Annotated in this window: 22 protein-coding genes; 8 read left to right on the forward strand and 14 right to left on the reverse strand. The window is 65.3% G+C overall.

Annotated elements, in window-relative coordinates; all coding sequences use genetic code 11:
* Positions 1-77 precede the first annotated feature (77 nt).
* The 10 genes from ACT2BZ_RS01745 to ACT2BZ_RS01790 form a co-directional block, all read right to left on the reverse strand.
* A complete protein-coding gene (locus ACT2BZ_RS01745; RefSeq protein WP_457938841.1) occupies positions 78-923 on the reverse strand; it encodes an EamA family transporter in 846 nt (281 codons plus the stop codon).
* 7 nt (positions 924-930) lie between these two features.
* Positions 931-1,836, reverse strand: coding sequence for an endonuclease/exonuclease/phosphatase family protein (locus ACT2BZ_RS01750; protein WP_457938842.1), 906 nt, complete (start codon positions 1,834-1,836; stop codon positions 931-933).
* 115 nt (positions 1,837-1,951) lie between these two features.
* A complete protein-coding gene (locus ACT2BZ_RS01755; protein ID WP_457938844.1) occupies positions 1,952-3,016 on the reverse strand; it encodes an ABC transporter ATP-binding protein in 1,065 nt (354 codons plus the stop codon).
* A 19-nt stretch (positions 3,017-3,035) separates the two neighbouring features.
* The gene (locus ACT2BZ_RS01760) at positions 3,036-3,821 is read right to left on the reverse strand and encodes an ABC transporter permease (RefSeq protein ID WP_457938845.1); all 786 of its coding nucleotides are present in this window, start codon (positions 3,819-3,821) and stop codon (positions 3,036-3,038) included.
* On the reverse strand, positions 3,818-4,702 hold the full coding sequence (locus ACT2BZ_RS01765) for an ABC transporter permease (protein ID WP_457938846.1): 885 nt from the start codon (positions 4,700-4,702) through the stop codon (positions 3,818-3,820). Before ACT2BZ_RS01765 ends, ACT2BZ_RS01760 begins: the two co-directional genes overlap by 4 nt.
* A gap of 78 nt (positions 4,703-4,780) precedes the next feature.
* Positions 4,781-5,887 (reverse strand): ABC transporter substrate-binding protein, encoded by a 1,107-nt coding sequence (locus ACT2BZ_RS01770; RefSeq protein WP_457938848.1) that lies wholly within the window; start codon positions 5,885-5,887, stop codon positions 4,781-4,783.
* Between the two features lie 213 nt (positions 5,888-6,100).
* Positions 6,101-7,273 (reverse strand): iron-containing alcohol dehydrogenase, encoded by a 1,173-nt coding sequence (locus ACT2BZ_RS01775; protein ID WP_457938849.1) that lies wholly within the window; start codon positions 7,271-7,273, stop codon positions 6,101-6,103.
* A gap of 18 nt (positions 7,274-7,291) precedes the next feature.
* The gene (locus tag ACT2BZ_RS01780; protein ID WP_457938851.1) at positions 7,292-8,677 is read right to left on the reverse strand and encodes an aldehyde dehydrogenase family protein; all 1,386 of its coding nucleotides are present in this window, start codon (positions 8,675-8,677) and stop codon (positions 7,292-7,294) included.
* Between the two features lie 31 nt (positions 8,678-8,708).
* Complete coding sequence (locus ACT2BZ_RS01785; RefSeq protein ID WP_457938852.1) at positions 8,709-10,079, reverse strand: glutamine synthetase family protein; 1,371 nt, start codon at positions 10,077-10,079, stop codon at positions 8,709-8,711.
* A gap of 81 nt (positions 10,080-10,160) precedes the next feature.
* The gene (locus ACT2BZ_RS01790; protein WP_457941445.1) at positions 10,161-10,961 is read right to left on the reverse strand and encodes an N-formylglutamate amidohydrolase; all 801 of its coding nucleotides are present in this window, start codon (positions 10,959-10,961) and stop codon (positions 10,161-10,163) included.
* 159 nt (positions 10,962-11,120) lie between these two features.
* Here ACT2BZ_RS01790 and ACT2BZ_RS01795 point away from each other — a divergent pair, with 159 nt between their 5' ends.
* From ACT2BZ_RS01795 to ACT2BZ_RS01805, 3 genes are all read left to right on the forward strand, one after another.
* Positions 11,121-11,954, forward strand: a complete 834-nt coding sequence (locus ACT2BZ_RS01795) for a MurR/RpiR family transcriptional regulator (RefSeq protein WP_457938853.1) — start codon at positions 11,121-11,123, stop codon at positions 11,952-11,954.
* A gap of 161 nt (positions 11,955-12,115) precedes the next feature.
* Positions 12,116-13,294 carry an efflux RND transporter periplasmic adaptor subunit gene (locus tag ACT2BZ_RS01800; protein WP_457938854.1) on the forward strand — a complete coding sequence of 393 codons (1,179 nt, stop codon included), beginning with the start codon at positions 12,116-12,118 and terminating at the stop codon, positions 13,292-13,294.
* Positions 13,295-13,298: 4 nt separating this feature from the next.
* A complete protein-coding gene (locus tag ACT2BZ_RS01805) occupies positions 13,299-16,427 on the forward strand; it encodes an efflux RND transporter permease subunit (protein WP_457938856.1) in 3,129 nt (1,042 codons plus the stop codon).
* 4 nt (positions 16,428-16,431) lie between these two features.
* On the opposite strand, the gene ACT2BZ_RS01810 is transcribed toward ACT2BZ_RS01805, so the two are convergent.
* Positions 16,432-17,463 (reverse strand): zinc-binding dehydrogenase, encoded by a 1,032-nt coding sequence (locus ACT2BZ_RS01810; RefSeq protein ID WP_457938857.1) that lies wholly within the window; start codon positions 17,461-17,463, stop codon positions 16,432-16,434.
* An 81-nt stretch (positions 17,464-17,544) separates the two neighbouring features.
* Positions 17,545-18,783 carry an acyl-CoA dehydrogenase family protein gene (locus ACT2BZ_RS01815; protein ID WP_457938858.1) on the reverse strand — a complete coding sequence of 413 codons (1,239 nt, stop codon included), beginning with the start codon at positions 18,781-18,783 and terminating at the stop codon, positions 17,545-17,547.
* 96 nt (positions 18,784-18,879) lie between these two features.
* On the opposite strand from ACT2BZ_RS01815, the gene ACT2BZ_RS01820 reads away from it, so the two are divergent.
* From ACT2BZ_RS01820 to ACT2BZ_RS01835, 4 genes are read left to right on the forward strand one after another with little or no spacing between them, the layout of a single operon-like run.
* A complete protein-coding gene (locus ACT2BZ_RS01820) occupies positions 18,880-19,695 on the forward strand; it encodes an SDR family oxidoreductase (protein WP_457938859.1) in 816 nt (271 codons plus the stop codon).
* Positions 19,696-19,722: 27 nt separating this feature from the next.
* Entirely contained in the window at positions 19,723-20,196 is a 474-nt protein-coding gene (locus tag ACT2BZ_RS01825; protein WP_457938860.1) for a MaoC family dehydratase, read from the forward strand.
* On the forward strand, positions 20,196-21,239 hold the full coding sequence (locus tag ACT2BZ_RS01830; RefSeq protein WP_457938861.1) for a phosphotransferase: 1,044 nt from the start codon (positions 20,196-20,198) through the stop codon (positions 21,237-21,239). Before ACT2BZ_RS01825 ends, ACT2BZ_RS01830 begins: the two co-directional genes overlap by 1 nt.
* A 1-nt stretch (position 21,240) precedes the next feature.
* Positions 21,241-21,606: a putative quinol monooxygenase gene (locus tag ACT2BZ_RS01835; protein ID WP_457938862.1), complete on the forward strand. Its 366-nt coding sequence runs from the start codon at positions 21,241-21,243 to the stop codon at positions 21,604-21,606.
* A 59-nt stretch (positions 21,607-21,665) separates the two neighbouring features.
* On the opposite strand, the gene ACT2BZ_RS01840 is transcribed toward ACT2BZ_RS01835, so the two are convergent.
* The gene (locus ACT2BZ_RS01840; RefSeq protein ID WP_457938863.1) at positions 21,666-21,974 is read right to left on the reverse strand and encodes a hypothetical protein; all 309 of its coding nucleotides are present in this window, start codon (positions 21,972-21,974) and stop codon (positions 21,666-21,668) included.
* Positions 21,975-22,228: 254 nt separating this feature from the next.
* Here ACT2BZ_RS01840 and ACT2BZ_RS01845 point away from each other — a divergent pair, with 254 nt between their 5' ends.
* The gene (locus ACT2BZ_RS01845) at positions 22,229-22,867 is read left to right on the forward strand and encodes a thermonuclease family protein (RefSeq protein WP_457938864.1); all 639 of its coding nucleotides are present in this window, start codon (positions 22,229-22,231) and stop codon (positions 22,865-22,867) included.
* A 13-nt stretch (positions 22,868-22,880) separates the two neighbouring features.
* Here the strand turns inward: ACT2BZ_RS01845 and ACT2BZ_RS01850 are convergent, their stop codons facing one another.
* Positions 22,881-23,087 (reverse strand): hypothetical protein, encoded by a 207-nt coding sequence (locus tag ACT2BZ_RS01850; protein ID WP_457938865.1) that lies wholly within the window; start codon positions 23,085-23,087, stop codon positions 22,881-22,883.
* Between the last annotated feature and the right edge of the window lie 4 nt (positions 23,088-23,091).

Here is a 23,091-nt window from a genome sequence, read left to right on the forward strand (position 1 = left end):
ATTCGTTCGGAGCGGTTGCCGAAAAGCCTTCGGGGTAGCCATGAACCGAGGGATGAATGGCCGGCAGACGGGTTACATCAGCCGAGTCGGAGCGCGATGACGCCGGCGACGATGAGGAGCGCCGCCACGATGCGCCAAGGCGTCATCTTCTCGCGCAGCACAAACACCGAAATGCCCATGGCGAACAGGATCGAGGTCTCGCGCAGGGCCGCGACCGAGGCGATCGGCGCCTTGGTCATGGCCCACATGGCGATCCAGTAGGCGGCGGCCGACAGCGCGCCGGTCAAGAGCCCGTCCCTCCAGCCGATGGCGATGGCCGGCAGCACGATTTTTCCGCGCAGTACGACCGCCAGCGCCAGCGACCATAAACCGTCGCAGAAGAACAGCCACGCGGCATAGCTCGACGCCGTGGTGGCAAGCCTGGCGCCGTTGCCGTCCGACAGGGTGTAGGCTGCGATGAAGACCGAGGTGACCAGCGCGTAGCCGACAGCATGCAGGTTGAATTTTTCGAGCGCAGCACCACCGCGAAACGACATCAGGAAGGTGCCGCAGGAGAGCAGCGCGATGCCGGCGATCGACAGCGGCGTCGGGAACTCCGAGACCAGCACCATGGCGCCGAGCGTCGTCAAGAGCGGCGCCGTGCCGCGCGCCAGCGGGTAGGTTTGCGCCATGTCGCCAGCCTCGTAGGCGCGGACCAGCGCCAGCTTGTAGCCCATGTGGAAGATCACCGAGGCGATGATCCAGGGCCAGACATTGGGTGCCGGGAAGTCGACGAAGGGCAGCACCGGCAGCGAGGCGGCCATCATGCCGAGGGTCATCAGCGTGACCGACACGAAGCGGTCGAAGCGCACCTTGACCACGGCGTTCCACACCGCGTGCATGGCCGCCGCCGCCATGACGGCAAAGAAGACGGTGAGCGTCATGGCGCGCTCACCGGCCGCCGGGTTCCGGCGTGTCGAGGTCGATGTCGACGAAGAGCGGATGGTGGTCGGAGGCGACCTCGGCATTGTCGACGGTGACCGAGCGGACGCGCGCGGCGAGCGGCGAGCCCACGAAACAATGGTCGAGCTGGCGTTTTCGCGTCTCGCCGGCGATTTGCTTGACGTGGGTGTGGAGCGCACCGGGGCCGTGGCCGGCAAGCCGTGCCGCGTCGGAGAAGCCGCCAACATAGGCGGCCCCTGGATGGTATGGGTTGTCGCCCACGATGCGGTGGTATTCCGTGCTTCCGGGCTCGCTGTTGAAGTCGCCCATCCAGATGGCCAGCTGCGGGCAATCGGGCTCGGCGCCGCCATTCGTCCAGTTGCGTGACGGCTCGTCGTCGACGCCGCTCCACGGCCCGCCCTCGAGCGGCGCGCGACGGTGGCGTTCAAGCAGATAGTCGATCTCCTCGAGCCGCTCCTCGACCGCGATGTGGGCGAGATGGATCGAGAAGAAGCGGACCGGACCGGAGGGAGTGCGGATGAGGCATTCGAGCGCCGCGTTCTGCGTGTTGAGTGGCGTAACCGCGCGGCGCATCGGCAGGAGATGCAGGCGCGACCACAGGATCGGCAGGCGCGACAGGATCATGGTGCCAAACTGCCGGCGGCGGTTGACGATGCCACCGTCGCTGCGGAAACTGGCGTCCATGTCGAAGGCCGGGCCGTAGACCCAGTAGTGGTCGGGCAGCAGGCGGCCCAGTATTTCGGGCTGGTCGTCCTCGTTGCTGCGCTGCCAGAAGCGCTCGACCTCCTGCAGGGCGATGATGTCGGCGCCAGCGACGACGCGGGCGGCGCGCGCCAGGTCGTAACGCCCGTCGCTGCCAAAACCGTACTGGATGTTGTAGCTGACGAGCTTCACGCGAATTTCCCCCGCGCTATCCGAGTAGCTTGCCCTTCGCCGGCTGACAATCGGCCGCTCGCGGCTGGCCGATGGGGCCAGATTCGCGGCGCGCGCGGGACGGCAGCCGTCTGGCCTAGTGAAGCACCAGGAGGTCGGCGGACGAGAAGCTGATCTCGGTTTTTTCGCCGACCTTGGGCGGCGGCTTGGCCGGGTTGTTGAACGTGTCGAGCGACACGGCATCCTTGCCGAGACCGACGCGCACCCGGATCACCGAGCCGAGGAAGCTGACCTCCGAGATCGTGCCGCCGATGGAGGCGTCGCGGCCCGGCTGCTTGCCGAGCGAGATGGCTTCGGGCCTGAGTGCCAGAGACAGCGTGTCGCCAGCCTTTGCGCCGTTGAGCGACTGCTTCATCACGACGTTGTCGTCACCGATGCGGACCGCGCCGGTTGCCGGGTCGGTCACCGTACCGTCAAGCACGTTCAGCGTGCCGACGAAGCCGGCGACGAACTTGCTGGTCGGCTTGTTGTAGATCTCGTATGGCGTGCCGACCTGCTCAGCCATGCCGCCATGCATGACGACGATGCGGTCGGACATCGACAGCGCCTCTTCCTGGTCATGCGTGACGAAGATCGTCGTGATGCCGAGCGCCTTCTGGATGGAGCGAATCTCGTCGCGCAGCGAGACACGGACCTTGGCGTCCAGCGCCGACAGCGGCTCGTCGAGCAACAGGACCTGGGGCTTTCCAGCCATGGCGCGGGCGAGCGCAACGCGCTGCTGCTGGCCGCCGGAAAGCTGGTAGGGATAGCGGTCGCCCAGCTGCGGCAAGCTGATCAGCTGCAGCATCTCGTCGACGCGCGCGGCCGCCTCGGCCTTGGGAACGCCGGCGACCTTGAGTCCGAAGCCGATATTCTGTCCAACCGTCATGTTCGGAAACAGCGCGTAGGACTGGAACACCATGCCGATGTTGCGCTGGTTCGGCTTGAGGCTTGTGACGTCCTTGCCTCCGATGACGACGGACCCTGCACTTGGTACTTCGAAGCCGGCAACGATGCGCAGCATCGTCGTCTTGCCGCAGCCCGACGGCCCGAGGAAGGAAACGAACTCTCCCTGCTCGACTTCGAGGCTGAAATCCTTGACGACGGTGACGTCGCCATAGGCCTTTCGCACATTCTGGATCAACAGGAACGGATCGGACATTCGGCTTGGCTCTTCACAATCAGTGCGGGTTGACCGGCGCCTTCGGCGCGAAGCGGGAAACAATCTGGATCAGCGCCATGCAGCCCCAGGTGATGGCAAAGGCGATCACGGCGAGTGCCGCGGGCTCATAGGCGCGGTTGGCGCCGAGCAGCTGCATGTAGGGGCCGAAGGCGGGACGGTTCAGAAGCGCGGCCATGGTGAATTCACCAAGCACGATGGCCAAGGTAACGAAAGCACCCGACAGGACGGCGACCAGGACATTGGGCAGGATGATGCGCGACAGGATGGTGATCCAACCGGCGCCGAGCGATTGGGCGGCTTCGGTCAGGGTGGAAACATCAATAGTGCGCAGTCCCGTGTCCACAGCGCGATACATGTAGGGCAGCGACAGCGTCGCATAGCCGAACATCAGCAAGGCGTTTGTCCCATGTACCGACCCGGTGAGCGGTAGCCAGCTCGACGTGTTGTAGAGCCGGATGTAGCCGAACACGATGACGATGGCCGGAATGACCAGCGGCAGAAGCGTGATGAACTCGATGTACGGGCGCAGGCGGGGCAGCTTGAGGCGGACCCAGTAGGCGGTGGGCACCACGAGCAGGACGCCGAACAGGATCGTCACCAGCGCCATCGCGACGGAGTAGGTGAACGTCTCCTGGAATTTCGGATCGGCCAGAACCCTGGCATAGGCGTCGAACGAATAGACGCCACGGCGCATCTTGAGCGAGAACTCGGTCATGCCGAGCAGCGGCAGGATGAAGTAGATCATGCCGCCGGCCAGTGCCAGCCATGCCCAGAACCGGCTCATTTGAGCCACCGCTCGGAGCGCGCCCTGAGCCAGATGTAGATGGTATTTGCGATACCGGTAACGACAATCATGCCGAAGGCCAGTGCATAACCGAGATGCGGATCGCCGAGCACATCGCCGCGAATCTGCGCAAAGAGCAGGATCGGCACGATGTTAAGCGACGAACCGGTCAGCGCGATGGCTGTCGCGACCGCGCCGAACGAGTTGGCGAAGAGCAGCGCCAGCGTCCCGAGAAGCGACGGGAACAGGATCGGGAAGGCCACCAGCCGCCAGTACTGAAAACCGGAGGCGCCGAGAATGCTGGCGGCTTCCCGCCACTCGCGCTTCAAACCGTCCAGCGCGGGGGTGATGATCAGGATCATCAGCGGGATCTGGAAGAACAGATAGGTTACCGTCAGGCCCCAGAACGACAGCAGGTTGAAGCCGAGCGACCTCAGGTCGATGCCGACCTGGGTGCGCAGGAAGACAGTGACCAGCCCGATCGGTCCGAGCGTTGCGAGAAAGGCGAAGGCCAGCGGCACGCCGGCAAAATTGGACGCCACGCCGGAGAAGGTCAGCAGAGGCGACCGTATCCACTTCGGCAAACCGCCGAGCGTCACGGCTGCGGCGACAGAAAAGCCGACAAGGCAACCGAGCAGGGCGGAAGCCAGGCTGATCTTGATGGATATCCAGTAGGCGGAAATGATCGAGGGGGTGTTCAGGCCCTGGATGTTGGCAAGGGTGAACTCGCCCGCAGGATTCTGGAACGCGCCGATGACGATGTTCATCGTCGGCAGGAACAGGAACAGCGTGACAAACAGCGCGAACGGCGCCACGCCCAGCCAGTTCAGCGGCAGCCGGCTCATGATGGTCTTCGAGGCTGTTGGCGTCTGGGTCGTCATCCGCTCGCTGCTGTCAGTCGGCTCAGAAACTGCCCGTCCCGCAAGGATGCGGAACGGGCATTGCTTCAGTGACGGACGTTACTGAACGTTGGCACCCACGACGGCATCCCAGCCGGCGGTGACCGCTTCCTTGTTGGCGTTGACTTCCTCAAGCGTCGGGAAGTAGGCGGCTTCGTAGGATGCTGCCGGCGGCAGCTTGTCGAGCAGGTCCTGCGGAACGACGCCGCGCTTGACCATGTCGTTGAAGCGGATCGGGTGGCAGTAGCCCTTCAGCCAGCCGAGCTGACCTTCGTCCGAGTAGAGATACTCCATCCACAGCTTCGCGGCATTCGGGTGCGGCGCATAGGCGCTGATGGCCTGCACGTAGACACCGGCGAGAACGCCAGACTTCGGCACGATGACCTCGACCGGCGGATTGCCCGCAAGCGTGTCCTTGGCGGCAAGCGCGTTGTAGTCCCACATCACCATGATCGGGGTCGAGCCCTGCGCCAGCGTTCCGGCCTTGCCGATGACCGGCACGAAGTTGCCGCTCTTGTTCAGCTCGGCAAAGAACTCAAGACCCTTTTCGCCTGCTTCCTTGCCTGCGGCAGCACCGCCGGCCAGACCTGCGGCCAGGACACCGAGGATGGCCTGGTTCGAAGCGCGCGGATCGCCGGCAAGGGCGACCTGGCCCGAATATTCAGGCTTCAAAAGGTCCGACCAGTCGGCCGGCGTGTTGGGGACCAGATCCTTGTTCACGATGAACGACATGACGCCGTAATAGTCGCCATACCAGTGACCGTCGGCATCCTTTGCGCTGTCCGGGATCGAGTCCCAGGTCGAAACCTTGTAAGGCATCAACAGGCCTTCGGACATTGCCGACGGACCGAAGGACAGGCCGACGTCGATGACGTCAGGCGCCTGCGGGCCCTTGTTGTCCTTGTTTGCCTTGATCGCCTCGATTTCATCAGCCGAGCCGGCATCCGGGTTCAGTTCGTTGATCGTGATTTCCGGGTACTTGGCCTTGAAGCCGGCGATGACATCGCCGTAACCGCACCAGTCGTGCGGCAGCGCGATGGTGGTGAGCTGGCCCTCAGCCTTCGCGGCTGCAACCAGTTCGTCCATGGACTGCGCCGAAGCAAAGGCCGTCGTCAGCATCAGCGACGCCGCCGAAAGGGAAAGCAGCTTTCCCGTGAACTTGAACATATTGTCTCTCCATTGAATTGACGCCATTTGACGCCTGCGATGCGGTTACCGCTATCGTGTGACAGTCCGATGAACCCTGGACTGTCGGAACCCCCGAAGCGATAAAATCTAACTACTTTTGCCGGCTTCTAGCAATCGGCGAGGGACAGATTCTTTTTCCCGGCTAACGAATATCCGGACGCTCTCCTCCCCTGGGAGAGACGCCCGGGCGGCTCAGACTGTGCCGGCGATCGACTTCTCGAGCAGTTCCTGCGCCGCCTTCCTGGTCAGCTTGACCGGATTGCCGCCGGTGCTGGGATCGGCCACGGCCATTTCGGCGATCAGCTTGCGGCGCTTGGCGTCCATGTCCAGCCCCTTGATGAGGTCGGGCAGCGCATGCGGCACCTTGAGTTCCTTGCGCAGCTTGAGGATCGCCTTCATGAAACCGTCGAACCCGCCCTTGATGCCGAGATAGGCGGCGGCGCGCGTGATGCGCTCCTCGACCGCCGGCCGGTTGAAGGCCAGCACGTAGGGCATGAAGACGCCGTTGGTCATGCCGTGATGGGTGTCATAGAGCGCACCGATCGGGTGCGACAGGGAGTGGATGGCGCCGAGGCCCTTCTGGAAGGCAGTGGCGCCCATCGCGGCAGCCGCCATCATGTTGGCGCGCGCAGTGATGTCCTTGCCGTTGGCGGCGGCCTTCGGCAGGTTTTCCAGCACCAGCCGCATGCCTTCGAGCGCGATGCCGTCGGCCATCGGATGGTATCCCGGCGCGCAATAGGCTTCGAGGCAATGCGCCAGCGCATCCATGCCGGTGCCAATGGTGATGAAGGCCGGCATGCCGGTGGTGAGTTCCGGGTCGGCAATCACGATGGCCGGCAGCAGCTTGGGGTGGAAGATGATCTTCTTGGTGTGCGTTTCCTCGTTGGTCAGCACACCGGCGCGGCCGACTTCCGAGCCGGTGCCGGCCGTGGTCGGCACGGCAACGATCGGCGCGATGGCGTCGCTGTTGGCGCGCGTCCACCAGTCGCCGACATCCTCGAAATCCCAGATCGGACGGGTCTGGCCGGCCTGGAAGGCGATCAGCTTGCCGAGATCGAGCGCCGAGCCGCCGCCGAAGGCGATGACGCCGTCATGCTTGCCCTTCCTGAACACCGCGACGCCGGCATCGAGGTTGGCGCCGACCGGGTTGGCCTTGACGTCGGAGAAGACGCCATAGGGAATCTTCGCGTCGTCGAGGATCTTCAGCGTCGAGGCGACGACCGGCAGCCTGGCCAGGCCCGGATCGGTGACGAACAGCGGCCGCTTGATGCCGGCAAAGGCCAGCGCGTCCGGCAGTTCCGAGATGCGTCCGGCGCCGAAGCGCACGGTGGTTGGGTAGTTCCACTTGGATACGAGTTTCGACATCGGGTGCTCTTTCGGGGATCAGATTGCTTCGCGCAGATGATAGGATTTCGGCCGCGTCAGGTTTTCATACCCGACGACCGACATGGCGCCGCCCTTGCCGGTGTCCTTGACGCCGGTCCAGACGAGGCCCGGATCGACATAGTCGCAGCGGTTCATGAACACGGTCCCGGTCTCGATGCGGTCGCCGATGGTGGCCGCATGGCCGGTGTCGGTCGTCCAGATCGAGGCGGTCAGTCCGTAGGGGCTGTCGTTCATCAGCGCGATGGCTTCCTCGTCGTTCTTCACCTTCATGATGCCGACGATCGGTCCGAAACTTTCCTCGCGCATGACGCTCATCTGGTGATTGACGTCGGTCAGCACTTCCGGCGCGATGTAGGGCGAACCGGCCTTGTCCTCCGCGACCGTCATGTTGATGTTGGCCCTCGCGCCCTTGCGCAGCGCCTCGGCCTTCTGCTCGCGGATGGCGTCGGCGAAACGCGCCTGCGCCATCGGGCCCATGGTGGTGGCGGCGTCGAGGGGGTTGCCGACGACGTAGTTCTTCGTCTCGGCGATGAAGCCTTCGATGAACTCGTCATAGACCTTCTCGTGCACATAGACGCGCTCGATGCCGCAGCAGCACTGGCCCGAATTGTAGAAGGCGCCGTCGACCAGATTGGCCACGGCATGGTCCATCTTCGCGTCGGGCAGCACATAGGCCGGGTCCTTGCCGCCGAGCTCGAGGCCGAGCGTCATGAAGGTGCCGGCGGCAGCCTTCTCGATGGCGCGCCCGCCACCGACGGAACCGGTGAAGTTGCAATGGTCGATCTTGCCCGAGCCGAGCAGCTTCTCGGTTTGCGCGTGGTTGAGCACGATGTTCTGGAACAGGCCTTTGGGCAGGCCGGCCTTGTCGAAGGCAGCTTGAAAGCGTTCGCCAACGAGCAGCGTCTGCGCGGCATGCTTGAGGACCACTGCGTTGCCGGCCATCAGCGCCGGCACGATGGTGTTGACGGCGGTCAGGAACGGGTAGTTCCACGGCGCGATGACGAAGACGATGCCAAGCGGCTCCTTCTTGAGGTAGCGGCGGAAGCCCGGGCGCTCCTCGGGATAGAACGGCGCGAGTGCCTTTTCGGCCAGCGCCACCATGTAGCGCGTGCGCTCCTCGACGCCGCCCTTTTCGCCGCCGTAGCGCGTCGGCCGGCCCATCTGCCAGGCAAGCTCCGGCACGATCTCGTCGTTCATGGCGACCAGCGCCTCGAGCATGGCGAGGAGATACTTGCCGCGCTCGGCGATCGGCGTCTCGGCCCACGAAGCCTGCGCGCCCCTCGCGCGCTCGACCGCGGCGTTGATGGCCTGGTCGGTGGCGACCGGGCGCTCGAGCCAGATCGAGCCGTCGATGGGGGAAGTGAGCTTGACCGTTTCGGTCATGATGTTTCCTCGTCCGTTTCCGTGTTCTTGCTCAGTACCGCTCGAAGCCGCGATGCAGCTCCCAGTCGGTGATGCGGCGGTCGTATTCCATCTGCTCCCAGCGGGCGGTGTGCAGGTAATGCTCGATGACGTCCTCGCCGAGCGCCGCCTTCAGCATCTTCGATTTTGCCATCGTCTCGGTGGCGTCGCGCAACGTCTTCGGTATCTCCGGCAGCTTCGCCGCCTGGTAGGCGTCGCCGACGAAGGGCTTCTGCAGTTCGAGCTTCTCGTCGATGCCCGCGAGACCGGCGGCGATCAGCGCCGCAAAGGCGAGATAGGGGTTGAGGTCTGCGCCGCCGATGCGGCATTCCATGCGGATGCCCTTGGTGCCTTCGCCGCAGAGCCGGAAGCCGGCGGTGCGGTTGTCGCGGCTCCAGATGATGCGGGTCGGCGCCCAGCTTCCCGACTGAAACCGCTTGTATGAATTGATGTAGGGCGCCAGCAGCGCCGTGTATTCCCGTGCGTATTTGAGCTGGCCGGCCGCCCACTGCTGTCCAAGCGTCGACAATGTCCAGTCGCTGTTCTTGTCGTAAAAGAGCGGCGTCTTTCCATCCATGCTCCACAGCGAATTATGGACGTGGCTGGAATTTCCGGCGTGGTTGTAGTGGTACTTGGACATGAAAGAGATCGCCTTGCCTTCCTGGCTGGCAATCTCGCGGGCGCCGTTCTTCAGGATCACATGGCGGTCGGCCGCCTCAAGCGCTTCGGCATAGCGGACGTTTATTTCTTCCTGACCCGGCCCGGCTTCGCCCTTGGAGTTCTCGATCGGGATGCCGGCCGCCTGCATCTCGTTGCGCAGCCGGCGCATCACGCCTTCTTCCTTGGTGGTGATGCCGATCAGGTAGTCACCGATATAGGGCGATGCCGTTTCGAGGTTCTGCCAATGCTTCGCACGCGCTGAATCGTACGTCTCGTTGAACAGGTAGAATTCGAGTTCGGAGGCGAAATAGCCGAGATAGCCTCTTTCCGTGAGGCGTGCGACCTGGCGGCGAAGGATGCCACGCGGCGAGTGCGCCAGGTCGGCATGTGTCTCCGGATCCTGCAGGTCGCAGAGCAGCATCGCAGTCTTCTCAAGCCACGGCACGACCCTGATCGTCGAAAGATCGGACTTCATGACGAGATCGCCATAGCCCTTCGCCCAGCTCGCCGCCTTGTAGCCGGGTACCGCCTCCATATCGATGTCGTTGGCCAGCAGGTAGTTGCAGCCATGCGACTCGTCATAGGCGGACTCGACGAAAAAGCTGGCGAGGAACCGCTTTCCGATGAGCCTGCCCTGCATGTCGACGGCGCAGCTGAGCACCGTGTCGATCTCGCCCGAGGCGACAGCCTTCTTCAACTGCTCGAACGTCATGTTTCCAGCCATGCTTTTCACTCCGCCGCGCCGCCTGGCGCCCAATTCGTGACCGGCAGCCACAAGGCCGCCGAATAAATTTCCTGCCGCGGCTCAGGCCGCCGGCTGTCCCGTCTCCGCCGCGCCCGACAATAGCGGTTCGAGGCGCGAAAACATCCCCCCGAGCAGGTCGGCCCATTTACCCTGGCCGGCTGCGTCGGAAATCTCGTCGTTGCGGATCTCGATCATGGCGCAGGGCAGGCCGCGCGAGCGCGCATGGCGCTCCAGCGTGAAATAGACCCGGTCGGCCGGCGAATAGGGTTCGTTGACGCCGACGGTAAGGCCGGGCACCTCGCGCAATGCCGCGACCAGCGGATCGGCGACGCGCCGGTCGTCGTCATGGATGATGCCGATCTCCCAGGGCCGGCTCTTGCCGCGGTAGACCGGCGTGAAGGAATGGATGGAAACCAGCACCGTCGGCTGGCGGCGCGCCAGGCGTTCCTCGACCACCGCCTCGATGGCGTTGTGGAAGGGTGTCCAGGAAAGTGCGATGCGCTCTTCCCTCTCCTTCGGAGAAAGCCCGGCATTGGCCGGGATCTCGGTGGTCTCGCTGACCGCCGGAATGAGGTCGTGCGCGTCGAGCGGCCGGTTGCAGTCGATCAGCAGCCGCGAGACGCCGGATTCGACGAGCGGCGCGTCGAGCGCCTCGGCCATCAGGCTCGCGACCGGCAGCGCGCCTGGGTCCCAGGCGATGTGGCGCGTCATGTCGGAGCCGGCGAGGCCGAGCGTGCCGAAGGAGGCCGGCAGCCAGTTCGAAGCGTGGTCGCAGAGAATCACGAAGGGCGAGCCGCCACCGCGCCGGGTGATCCGGACGGGCTCCCTGCCGAGCGTGGCGCCTGACTGCGTGCCGTTCATGCCTGCCGTTTCGGACGATGCCGTACCGTATGATACGATTTTTGTTTTCATCCGCCCTCATGAATGATTTCATACGCCTTCGGCGGCTTTGTCAAACGTCTTTTACGGAGGACGGAAGGCGGCTGCGGAGAGAGGCGCAGGGCGCCCGGAGGCAAGGCCATGGCAAGCAGCATTTCCGAGCGCATCGCCGACCGTATCGATGCGATGCCGGCCGGCGAGCGCCGCGCCGCGCAGGCGCTGATCGCCAGCTACCCGCTGGTCGGGCTGAAGACGGTGGCCGAGTTCTCGCAAGCCGCCGGTGTCAGCTCTCCGACGATACTGCGGTTCGTCGCGCGCATCGGCTTTGCCAACTACCCGGAATTCCAGTCGGCGCTGCAGGACGAGCTTGCCGCGCAGTTGCAATCGCCGGCCTCGCGCACCGTGACGGCGCCCGACCAGGACGGCGCGCTGTCGGCGACGGTGGAAACGACGCTCGAAAACATCCGCGAAACCTTCCGGCACGTCTCGGAGAGCCAGATCGCAGACATCGTCACGCTGCTGTCCAACCCGCGCTCGAAGGTGCTGCTGGTCGGCGGACGCTTCACCGACCCGCTTGCCGGCTACATGGCGGCGCACCTGGCGATCGTACGGCCGAACGTTCTGCATCTGGCCGGTCAGGAGGGCAACTGGCGCGACCGGCTGATCGATGTCGGCAAGCGCGACGTGCTCGTGGTCTTCGACATCAGGCGCTACCAGGACGGCCTGCTGCGCTTCGCAGAAGCCGCCCATGCCCGCGGCACGCAGATCCTGCTTTTCACCGACCAGTGGTTGTCGCCGATCGCCCGCTTCGCCAGGCACACCATCGCAGGTCGCACGGGGGCGCCCTCCCCTTGGGATTCCTCTGCGGCCCTGTTCGTCGTTGCCGAAACGCTTGTCGGTGAACTCAGCCGCGGCCTTCCAGGCAGCGCCGATCGCATCCGCGAAATGGAAAGCCTGCGCGAAACAAGGGCTTAGGGGAAGCTTGCAGCCCCTCAACCTTACCTAGATTTAATGATAAACTAGGTGCGCAGGGACAGTAGAGTTGTCATAACGCAAGCTTGGAAAATCCCCTGCGGCCCAGCTCGGGTCGCTGGCGAAGCCAGGGCGCCGATGGGGCGCCGATCTCTGGAGTGACAATGGCAGCCTGGAAACAGTTCCTCGTCGTGCTGGTGCTGCTCGTCGCCGCTGCCGCGGCGTGGGTGAAGTTTTTCCCCGGCGCGCCGGACGTGCTGGCCCGCTGGGGCATCGACTGGGCAAGCGCCGCTGTCGCGCCAAAGCAGGACGGTTCCGGCGAAGAGGGCTCGCGCCGGCAGCGAGGCCCGCAGACCGCCGTCGTCGTCGCCCCGGTGATAAACGCCACCATCAACGACAAGCTGTCGGCTATCGGCACGGGACGCGCCAACCGCTCGGTCACGGTCAATCCCTATGATTCCGGCAGGCTGACCGAAATTCTCGTCGAGTCCGGCCAGACCATCGAACAGGGCGGCGTCATAGCAAGGCTCGACGCGGAAGCCGAGGAGATCGCTGTCGACCGGGCCAGGATCGCGCTGGACGACGCGCAGGCGCGCATGAAGCGCATCACCGCGCTGAGAACCTCCAACACCGCCACTGCGGTGCAGGTGACCGAGGCCGATCTCGCGCTCTCCAATGCGCAGCTTGCGCTGCGCGATTCGGAATTGGCGCTCGACCGCCGCTCGGTCCGCTCGCCGATCTCCGGCATTGTCGGCATCGTTCCGGTCGAGGCCGGCAACTACGTGACGACGCAGACCGCAATCGTCACCATCGAGGACCGTTCGACCATCATCGTCGATTTCTGGGTTCCCGAACGCTACGCCAGCGGCATTGCCGTCGGCGCGCCCCTTTCCGCGACGCCGATCGCGCGGCCCAACGAAGTGCTCGAGGGTACGGTCAGCGCCGTCGACAACAGGCTCGACGAGGAAAGCCGCACGCTGCTCGTCCAGGCCAAGCTCGACAATGCGCGCGACACGCTGCGGCCCGGAATGTCCTTCCAGGTCTCGATGCGCTTTCCCGGCGACACCTATCCCTCGGTCGATCCGCTGGCCATCCAGTGGGGTACCGACGGCGCTTTCGTCTGGGCGGTGCGCGACGGCAGGGCCGTGCGCGTCAGCGTGCGCATCGTGCAACGAAACACCGAGAGCGTGCTGGTGTCAGCCGAGCTGACGGAAGGCGACAGCGTGGTGACCGAGGGCGTGCACGTGGTGCGCGACGGCGCCGAGCTGCTGATCGCCTCGAACCGGGCACAGCCCGCAGGCATCGGGGCGAATGCCCCGGCGGCCACCGGCAGCGGCACGTAGCGCCATGGCTGAGTCCCACAACGACACGTCCAAGCACGGCATGACGGCGCTGTTCGTGCGTCGGCCTGTGCTGGCCTTCGTCATCTCGACTTTGATCGTCGTGGCAGGCCTTGCCGCGCTGTTCGGCGTCGAGGTGCGCGAACTGCCCGATGTCGACCGGCCGGTGATCACTGTGACCGCCGACTACCGCGGCGCCTCGGCCGAATCCATCGGCCGCGAACTGACCGAGGTCATCGAGGGCGCGGTGTCGCGCGTCTCGGGCGTCAAGTCGATCTCGTCGTCATCGTCCTATGGACGCGCCCGCATCACCGTCGAATTCAACGACGGCGTCGACCTCAATGTCGCGGCCTCCGACATGCGCGATGCCGTCTCTCGCATCACCAACCAGCTGCCCGACGAGGCCGACGCGCCGCGCATCGTGAAGGCCGACGCCAATGCCGACGCGGTGCTGAGGCTGGCGGTGACCTCCGACACCATGTCGGTCGAGGACATGACGATCCTGGTCGAGGAGCAGGTGCTCGACACGCTGTCGGCGGTGCCGGGCGTTGCCGACGTGCAGGTCTGGGGCGACCGCGAGAAGATCTTCCGCATCGACATCAACCAGGCCAAGCTCGCCAGCCTGGGCTTTAGCGTCGCCGACGTGGCGCGCGCGCTGGCGTCGATCTCGATGGACACGCCGGCCGGCGCGCTGACCACCAACGACCAGAACATCATCGTGCGCGCCACGGCCTCGGTTTCCTCGCCCGACGCCTTCGAGAACCTGATCATCGGCGGCCGCACGCGGCTTGGCGACGTCGCAACCGTGACGCTCGGGCCCGACACCGGCGGCACGTCGCTGCGCTCCGACGGCAAGACCGGCATAGGGCTCGGCATCATCCGCCAGGCGCAGTCGAACACGCTGGAAATCTCGGACGGCGTACGCAAGGCCGTAGCCAACATCCAGCAGAACCTGCCCGAGGGCACCAGCATCCGGGTGACCAGCGACGACGCCACCTTCGTCAACGGTGCCGTGCACGAGGTCGAGATCGCGCTCGCCATCTCGGTGTCGATCGTGCTGCTAATCATCTACCTGTTCCTACTCGACTGGCGCGCCACGCTGATCCCCGGTTTGGCCATGCCGGTGGCGCTGATCGGCACCATCGCGGCGATCTACCTCGCCGGCTTCTCCATCAACATCCTGACGCTCCTGGCGCTCGTGCTGGCGACCGGCATCGTCGTCGACGACGCCATCGTGGTGCTGGAGAACATCGTGCGCCGGCGCAACGAGGGCATGGGCCCGCGCGCCGCCGCCGTGCTCGGCACCAAGGAAGTCTTCTTCGCCGTCATCGCGACGACGGCAACGCTCGCCGCCGTCTTCATCCCGCTTTCCTTCCTGCCCGGCCAGACCGGCGGCCTGTTCCGCGAATTCGGCTTCGTGCTCGCCATGGCGGTGCTGCTGTCCTCGGTGGTGGCGCTGTCGCTCTGCCCGATGCTCGCCTCGCGCATGCTGACCGCGCATGTCGGGGAGAAACGGACCGGCATCATGGGGCGCGTGGGCAACACGCTCTCGGAAATCTACCGGCGCTGCCTGCACGTCTGCCTCGACGCGCCGCTGGTGGTCATCGTTGTGTCGGTGCTGTTTGCGGCCGCCGCCTACGGCGCCTTCGGCATGATCCGGCAGGAACTGACGCCGACCGAGGACCGCTCGCGCGCCATGCTGCGCGTCTCGGCGCCGCAGGGCGTCAGCCTCGACTACACGACACAGCAGATGCGCCGCATCGAGCAGCTGATGCAGCCGCTGCGCGACTCCGGCGAAGTGGAGAGCACCTTCGCGGCGACCGGCATCGGCGGATCGGTCAACAGCGGCTTCATGGTGATGTCGCTCGCTCCCTGGGACGAACGCACCCGCAGCCAGCAGGAGATCGCCGCCGACATCAGCCGCTACCTGACCGACGTTCCGGGCGTGCGCGCATTCCCCATCTCGCCCAACAGTCTCGGCATCCGCGGCGCGGGCAACGGGCTGCAGTTCGCCGTCGTCGGCTCAAACAGCTATGCCGATCTCGGCAAGGCAGCGACCGCCATCGTCGCCGAGTTGGAGAAGGACGAGCGCTTCCAGCAGGCGCGCCTGTCGACCGATGCCACGCAGCCGCAGCTCTCGGTCAAGATCGACCGCGAGCGCGCCTCCGATCTCGGCATCGACATCGCCGGCCTCTCCGAGGCCGTCCAGGCGATGCTGGACGGGCGCGAAATCGACGAGGTGTTCATCGACGACCGCAGCTACGCGGTGAAGCTGGTGTCGACGACCAACCCGATCAACGATCCGACCGACCTCGAGAACATCTTCATGAAGACCGGCGACAACCGCTTCGTGCCGCTGTCGACCATCGCCACGCTGACCGAGCAGGCGGTGCCGCCCTCGCTGTCGCGCGAGCAGCAGCTGCGCTCGGTCGCCGTCACCTCCAACCTCGCCCCGGGCTTTGCGCTCGGCGACGCGCTGGCACGCGCCGAGGAGATCGCCGCGCCCCTGCTGCCGCCGGGCAGCCGCATCGAGCCGCTGGCCGAAGCGGCGACGCTCGGCGAGAGCAATTCGAGCATGCTGACGATCTTCGCCTTCGCGCTGGTCATCATCCTGCTTGTGCTCGCCGCGCAGTTCGAGAGCTTCGTCAGTGCCGTCATCATCATGGCGACCGTGCCGCTCGGGCTCGCCTGCGCCGTCTTCGCGCTGCTCCTGACCGGCACGAGCCTCAACGCCTACAGCCAGATCGGCCTGGTGATGCTGGTCGGCATCATGGCCAAGAACGGCATCCTGATCGTCGAATTCGCCAACCAGCTGCGCGACCGCGGCATGAGCGTGCGCGAGGCGATCGAGCAGGCTTCGAACATCCGGCTGCGCCCGGTGATGATGACGATGATCTGTACAGTGCTCGGCGGCCTGCCGCTGGTGCTGGCGTCAGGCGCCGGCGCCGAGGCGCGCATCGCGCTCGGCTGGGTCATCGTCGGCGGGCTGGGCCTTGCCACGCTGTCGACGCTTTTCCTGACGCCGGTAGCCTACCTGCTGCTCGGCCGCTTCGTCACGCCGCATGTCGAGGACGCGGCGCGGCTGAAGCAGGAACTGGATCACGCCACGGGCTCTCGCGTGAGCCCCGCCGAATGAGCTGCTAGGGCTTGATGAAGACCTTGCCGTTGGGTTTCGCCAGTTCGTCCGGAACCCGGGCGACGGCTTCGGAGAGCGGCACGATGGCGGTGACGTCGGTCGCCCAGCGGCCATCGGCAAAACGCATCTGCGCCTCGATGACGGCTTCCTTGCGCCGCTCGCCGGCCTGACGCATCCATTCGGTCAGCCAGAAGCCTTCGATACGCTTGTTCATGAAGATCAGCTGACCGGGCTCAGGTATCAGCGTGTCGCCGAGATCCATGCGGCCGTATATGATCCAGCGTGCACCGCGCGGCATCGCCGCGAAGATCGCGGAGGCCAGCGAGCCGGTGACGGCGTCGAGGAAGATGCGCGGCTTCTCGGCCTTCATGACTTCGCGCAGCTTCTCGTGGAAGTCGTCGGCCGTAGCGTTGAGGACATGCACCGCGCCAGCTGCTTTCAGCGCTTCGATCTGGTCGTCGCGTCGTACCGTGACGATCGGGCGGTAGCCGGCCTCCTTGGCCAGTTCGAGGATCAGCTTCGACAGCTGGCTGGCGCCGGCGGTCATGACGAAGGCCTTTTCGCCGGCCTCGCGCACGATGCCGAACATGGCGATCGCCGTCAGTGGATTGACGATGAGTGCCGCGCCGTCCTCATCGCGCACGCCGTCGATCAGCGGGATGCAGGCGCCGGCCTCGGCGAGGGCATAGTCGGCCCACGAACCCCAGCCCGACTGGCCGGTGGCGAAGGCGATGCGCATGCCTGCGAGCGGCGCGGCAGCCTCGCCCGCGGCGACCACGGTTCCGACGCCCTCGAAGCCGGCCGGCTGGCCCTTTGCGCGCGGCTGGCCGTACTGCCCCTTGATGAACATCACGTCGGAGGGATTGATGGAGGCGAGAGACACCTTGACCAGCACCTGGCTCGGACCGGGCCGCGGCACGCCGATGCTGGTCAGCGTCACATAGGGATCGAGCGCTTCCAGCGCGCTGCCCGATTTCTTCAGGGCGAATCCGTCATTGTTCAGGACCAGCGCCTGCATGTCGTCGGGAAGTGTCATCAGAAAAGCTCTCTCGGTTGGGGATGCATCGCCAACGGGCTGTACGCAGCCCGGGTTCCGCCAGATTGCCTGTCGGTGCAATCAGATCTTTTCCTGCGTATACTTTCTCAGCTCCGTCCTGGCTACCTGCCTGCGGTGCACGGCATCCGGACCGTCGACCAGGCGCAGCGTCCTCAGATGGGTCCAGGAGCGGGCGAGCGGCGTGTCCTGGCTGATGCCCTGGGCACCGAACATCTGTACCGCCTCGTCCGTGACCTTGAGCGCAACGCGCGGCGCCACCACCTTGACCTGGCTGATCCAGGGCGCGGCGGCGCGGGGGTCGCCCTGGTCCATCATCCATGCCGCCTTGAGGCAAAGCAGCCTCGCCTGCTCGATTTCCATGCGGCATTCGGCGATGATGTCGAAATTGGCGCCGAGTTCGGCGAGCCGGCTGCCGAAGGCCTCGCGCCACAACGAGCGCTGGCACATCATCTCCAGCGCCATCTCGGCCTGGCCGATGGCGCGCATGCAATGATGGATGCGGCCGGGCCCCAGCCGGCCCTGCGCAACCTCGAAGCCCCTGCCCTCGCCGAGGATCAGGTTGGCCTTAGGCACGCGGACATTGTCGAATTTCAGGTGCATGTGGCCATGCGGCGCGTCGTCGTCGCCGTAGACCTGCATGGCGCGCAGCTTGGTGGCGCCCTTGGTGTCGGCTGGCACCAGTATCATCGAATGCTGGCCGTGCTTCGGTGCGCCGGGGTCGGTCTTGACCATGACGATGTAGATCGCGCAGCGCGGGTCTCCGGCGCCCGACGACCACCACTTCTCGCCATTGAGCACGTAGTAGTTGCCGTCGGCCTCGCAGCGCATCGAGATGTTGGTGGCGTCCGAAGAGGCGACGTCCGGCTCGGTCATCAGGTAGGCCGAGCGGATCTTTCCCTCGAGCAGCGGTTCCAGCCATTTCTTCTTGTGCTCGGGCGCACCGTAGCGCTCCAGCACCTCCATGTTGCCGGTGTCGGGCGCCGAGCAGTTGAAGGTCTCCGCGCCGAGATGCGCCTTGCCCATCTCCTCGGCGAGATAGGCATATTCGACGGTGCTGAGGCCGTAGCCGCGGTCTGAGCCAGTGAGCCAGAAGTTCCACAGACCACGCTCGCGCGCCCTGGCCTTCAGCCCTTCGAGAATCTCGGTCTGTCGCGCCGTGTAGGCGAAGCGGTCGCCCTCCTTGCCGACCTCGGCGAGGAATTCATGGTCGAGCGGGATGATCTCGTCGCGCACCATGCGCTCGACGCGTTCGTGGATCGGCTTCAGCCGCTCCGTCATTCCAAGCGCCATGTCGGACATCGGACTTTTCTCCCTCGGCACTTTACCCGCGGCAAGGATGACCGTACTTCCGGTGACATTGTCAACGCGACCGGTGGTCCAAGGGCGGCGAAGATCATGAGTTATCTCGAGGAACTGTTCTCGCTGGGCGGCAAGACGGCGCTGGTGACCGGCGGCGCCACCGGCATCGGCCGCATGGCGGCGACCGCGCTGGTCAGGGCCGGTGCGACGGTGCTTGTCGCCTCGCGAAAGGGCGCCGACTGCGAGAAGGCGGCAGCCGAACTGAATGCGCTCGGAGCACCGGGCAAGGCCGAGGGCTTTGCCGGCGACGTTTCCAGCGAGGACGGCGTTCTGGCGCTCGCGGCGGCGGTCAAGGCGCGGACCGACCGTCTCGACATATTGTTCAACAATGCCGGCACGTCATGGGGCGCGCCCTTCGCGGAATTTCCCTATGCCGGCTGGACCAAGGTGCTGGCGGTCAACGTGGTTGGCCTGTTCCATCTGACGCGCGAACTGGTTCCGCTGCTGGCCAATGCCGCTAGCGACGACGACCCTTCGCGCATCGTCAATCTCGGTTCGGTCATGGGCACGCAGCCGCTTGCCGACGACGCCTATTCCTACACCGCCTCGAAGGCGGCGGTTCACCACCTGACGCGCACGCTGGCGGTGGAACTCGCCGGCCGACGCATCACCGTCAACGCCTTCGCGCCCGGCCCTTTCCAGAGCCGCATGACGGCCTTCGCCACGGCCACAGAGGAAGGCGCGCAGAAGGTCGGCAGCCATGTGCCGCTTGGCCGCATCGGCCGGCCGGATGACATTGCCGGCGCAACGCTCTATCTGTGCAGCCGCGCCGGCGCCTATGTCACCGGCGCCATCCTGCCGATCGATGGCGGCCAGTCGGTGCAGCACGGCATGACGCTGTTCAAGGACTGACGCCGCCCGCAACCGGAGACGCCTGGCTTGAAATCCATCACCCTTGACGAAATGCTGGCCGCGGTCGGCCAGGAGACCGGCGTGTCGCCCTGGCGCACCGTGACGCAGACGATGATCGACCATTTCGCCGACGCCACGGACGACCACCAGTTCATCCATTGCGATCCCGCGCGCGCCGCCGCCGAGACGCCGTTCGGCGGCACCATCGCGCATGGCTTCCTGTCGCTGTCGCTGCTTTCGGCCTTCTCCTACGAGACTTTGCCGCGGCTGGAAGGCGCCGACATGGGCATCAACCACGGCTTCGACACCGTGCGCTTCGTGACGCCGATCAAGACCGGCTCCAACATCCGCGCGCGCTTCAGGCTCGCCGACGTCAAGGCGCGGCCTTCCGGCTGGATCCAGATCGCCAACGACGTGACCATCGAGATCGAGAACTCGATCAAGCCGGCGCTGACCGCACGCTGGCTGACGCTGACCTTCATCCAGCCCAAAGAAGAGTGATGGAAGACCCGAACGCTGTCGATGCGGGCGTTCTGGCGCCCTACCTCGAAGCCGAGATTCCCGGCTTCCTTGGCCTGCAAAGCATCGAGAAATTCACGTCCGGGCAGTCGAACCCGACCTACCTGCTGCGCGCGAAGAGCGGCCGTTACGTGCTGCGCGCCAAGCCGCCCGGCGAACTGCTGAAATCCGCTCACCAGGTCGACCGCGAATTCCGCGTGATGAAGGCGCTTGGCCCCACCGCCGTGCCGGTGCCGAAAATGCTGCACCTGTCGGGCGAGGCTTCCCCAATCGGCCGCATGTTCTATGTCATGGAGTTCGTCGAGGGTCGCATCTTCTGGGACCCGGCGCTGCCGGAGCTTGCCGGCAAGGATGAGCGGGCAGCGATCTATGGCGCGATGAACCGGACACTCGCCGTCCTGCACGACGTTGACCTTGCCGCCGCCGGCCTTGCCGATTACGGCCGGCCGGGCAGCTATTTCGAGCGGCAGCTGGCGCGCTGGTCGGCGCAGTACCGCGCCGCCGAGACCACGCGGATCGCAGACATGGACCGGCTGATCACCTGGCTGGAAGAGCATCTTCCGGCCGACGACGAGCAGACATCGCTGGTGCATGGCGACTATCGGCTCGACAACCTGGTGTTTGCGCCGGACCGGGCCGAGATCGTCGCCGTGCTGGACTGGGAACTGTCGACGCTCGGCCATCCCTATGCCGACCTAGCCTACCAGTGCATGCAGTGGCGCCTGTCGCACGATTTTGGCTTCGGCAATCTCGGCGGGCTGGCCGGCATCGACCGCGGGGCAATCGGCATCCCCGGCGAAGCCGCTTATGTGGCGGACTATTGCCGCAGGCGCGGAATCGGCGGCATTGCCGGGTGGAACGCCTGTCTTGCCTTCTCGTTCTTCCGGCTGGCGGCGATTTGCCAGGGAGTCTACAAACGCGCTCTTGACGGCAATGCCTCCAATCCCGAAAGGGGGATCAGGCATGGCGATCTGGTGCCCGTGCTGGCCGGACTTGCCGTCAGGCTGATCGACGAAGGAGAGTGACGTGCCCAAAGTGACCGTGATCGTGGAATTCGAGGCCAATGAGGGCTGTCAGGACGAACTGGCCGCAAGCCTGCGCGACCATGCCCGGCGCACGCTTCACGAGGAACCAGGCTGTCTCCGCTTCGAAGTGATCCAGCAGACCGACGAAGCCGGCAACCCGGTCGCCAACAGACTGCTGGTCAACGAGCTCTATGCGAACGCCGCGGCCTTCGAGGCCCATAAGGCCAATCCGCGCATGCCGGGGCTGGCGGCCAAGAATGCGCCGCTGCTGAAGTCGCGCCGGCTTATCACCGCCATCTCGCTCGATGCAGAGCCAGAAGATGAGGGCCTGCAGCCGGAAGAACTGAACGCTGCCAACGACGGCTGAAAGCCCGCCGCGCTGGTTGCGCGGCAGGCTCTCGACCTGAACATTCCGGGTTTGCTGGCCTAGCGGCGCAGCAGTAGTGCTGCCGCGAGTCCAACGACGGCGAGGCCCAGAAAGGCCGTGGTCGCCGGGTTGTCGCGCGCCACTTTCTCGGCGGCACGGGCGCGCTTGCGCATAGCGGGCAGGGACTCTGCGAAGCGGTCCCACAACTCGCCATAAACCTCCGAGGCGCCATCGCGGGTGTCCTGGTACGCATTTGCGCCCCGACGGGAGACCGACTTCTTGAGCGCCGACAGCTCCTTGGTCAGAGCGGCGACCTGATCTTCCAGATCGCTTTCCATACCGCGAAGTTTCGAGATTGTTGAAGCCATGGTGTTTCCTCGATCCGTTGAGTTGGGGATGCTGCTCAACGGGCCGGCGGCACATAGGTTCCTGCCCGCGACAATGTGCTGAAGGCCGCGGGGTCCCGACGGCGCCTTGGCTTTCCGCCGCAGACACATCTGTAAGGTTATCTGTTCGTTGCTTGCCGCGTTAAGGATAAGCTTTTTCAAACTGTCCCAGTTGACCTAACGCTTCTTCAACGGGCGGCAGGGTATGAGCAGTCCCCTAGTTAAGGGGATGCTCTATGAAGGATGCGACGGCCCAGCCATGGCCGGGGCAAAGACAACAGGATAGCGGACCACGCCGAAACCCGGTTTCCGGCTGGCTGGCAGTCTGCATCGCGCTTTCCGCCGGGGTTGGCTTCTTTTCCGCGGACCTGGGCAAGATCTTTGAAAGCAGCAGCTTCGGCCGCCGCACCACGGCGATCGCTGTCCGCTTCGCCAACGACATCCAGCAACGCGTCGCTTCCAGCACCACGCCGGCACCGAAGGTCGTGAAGTCCGAAAAGACCGTGCTGGTTGCCAGTTCTCTGCGTGCCGCACCCATCGATTTCGAGATTTGCGGGCCCGGCAAGCGCCTGAACTGCGTCGTCGACGGCGATACTTTCTGGTACGACGGCGAAAAGATCCGCATCGAGACCATCGATGCGCCGGAGATCCTCGGTCGCTGCAGCCAGGAGAAGAAGCTCGCCGTCAAGGCGACGCAGCGCCTGGCCCAGATCCTGTCCCGCAACAGCTTCACCATCGAGCGCAGCGGCGTCGATCGTCATGGTCGCACACTGGCAAGTGTCTCTGGCAGTTCCGGCGAGGCTGGCGCCATTCTGGTGCGCGAGGGCCTGGCCAGGCCATGGCGGGGCCACAAGGAAGTCTGGTGCCGGAGCTAGGCCGACGGGCCGGTCAGCCGGACTTCTTGCGCTCGGCCTTGGGGCCGCCCGGGATCGAGGTCGAGGTCACGGAAACAGGGTCGCTGGCCGGAAACGTGTCTTCCAGACCCTCTTCCAGTTCCTCTTCCTTGAGTTCCTTGAGCTTCTGCTTCTCGCGGTCGAGGGAACGGACCGCCGGGGATGTTTTTGGGGCTTGAGCCGGCTTCGTCTGGTCGGGCATGAAT

This window comes from Mesorhizobium sp. 10J20-29 (assembly GCF_054130485.1).

Bases quoted from the DNA above. Each gene is read 5' to 3' on its own strand.
- ACT2BZ_RS01795 (WP_457938853.1), top strand. From the start codon at position 11,121: ATGGCAAGCAGCATTTCCGAGCGCATCGCCGACCGTATCGATGCGATG.
- ACT2BZ_RS01765 (WP_457938846.1), bottom strand. From the start codon at position 4,702: ATGACGACCCAGACGCCAACAGCCTCGAAGACCATCATGAGCCGGCTG.
- ACT2BZ_RS01820 (WP_457938859.1), top strand. From the start codon at position 18,880: ATGAGTTATCTCGAGGAACTGTTCTCGCTGGGCGGCAAGACGGCGCTG.
- ACT2BZ_RS01755 (WP_457938844.1), bottom strand. From the start codon at position 3,016: ATGTCCGATCCGTTCCTGTTGATCCAGAATGTGCGAAAGGCCTATGGC.
- ACT2BZ_RS01810 (WP_457938857.1), bottom strand. From the start codon at position 17,463: ATGACACTTCCCGACGACATGCAGGCGCTGGTCCTGAACAATGACGGA.
- ACT2BZ_RS01845 (WP_457938864.1), top strand. From the start codon at position 22,229: ATGAAGGATGCGACGGCCCAGCCATGGCCGGGGCAAAGACAACAGGAT.
- ACT2BZ_RS01850 (WP_457938865.1), bottom strand. From the start codon at position 23,087: ATGCCCGACCAGACGAAGCCGGCTCAAGCCCCAAAAACATCCCCGGCG.
- ACT2BZ_RS01805 (WP_457938856.1), top strand. From the start codon at position 13,299: ATGGCTGAGTCCCACAACGACACGTCCAAGCACGGCATGACGGCGCTG.
- ACT2BZ_RS01785 (WP_457938852.1), bottom strand. From the start codon at position 10,079: ATGGCTGGAAACATGACGTTCGAGCAGTTGAAGAAGGCTGTCGCCTCG.
- ACT2BZ_RS01775 (WP_457938849.1), bottom strand. From the start codon at position 7,273: ATGTCGAAACTCGTATCCAAGTGGAACTACCCAACCACCGTGCGCTTC.
- ACT2BZ_RS01830 (WP_457938861.1), top strand. From the start codon at position 20,196: ATGGAAGACCCGAACGCTGTCGATGCGGGCGTTCTGGCGCCCTACCTC.
- ACT2BZ_RS01790 (WP_457941445.1), bottom strand. From the start codon at position 10,961: ATGAACGGCACGCAGTCAGGCGCCACGCTCGGCAGGGAGCCCGTCCGG.
- ACT2BZ_RS01745 (WP_457938841.1), bottom strand. From the start codon at position 923: ATGACGCTCACCGTCTTCTTTGCCGTCATGGCGGCGGCGGCCATGCAC.
- ACT2BZ_RS01760 (WP_457938845.1), bottom strand. From the start codon at position 3,821: ATGAGCCGGTTCTGGGCATGGCTGGCACTGGCCGGCGGCATGATCTAC.
- ACT2BZ_RS01770 (WP_457938848.1), bottom strand. From the start codon at position 5,887: ATGTTCAAGTTCACGGGAAAGCTGCTTTCCCTTTCGGCGGCGTCGCTG.
- ACT2BZ_RS01815 (WP_457938858.1), bottom strand. From the start codon at position 18,783: ATGTCCGACATGGCGCTTGGAATGACGGAGCGGCTGAAGCCGATCCAC.
- ACT2BZ_RS01780 (WP_457938851.1), bottom strand. From the start codon at position 8,677: ATGACCGAAACGGTCAAGCTCACTTCCCCCATCGACGGCTCGATCTGG.
- ACT2BZ_RS01800 (WP_457938854.1), top strand. From the start codon at position 12,116: ATGGCAGCCTGGAAACAGTTCCTCGTCGTGCTGGTGCTGCTCGTCGCC.
- ACT2BZ_RS01840 (WP_457938863.1), bottom strand. From the start codon at position 21,974: ATGGCTTCAACAATCTCGAAACTTCGCGGTATGGAAAGCGATCTGGAA.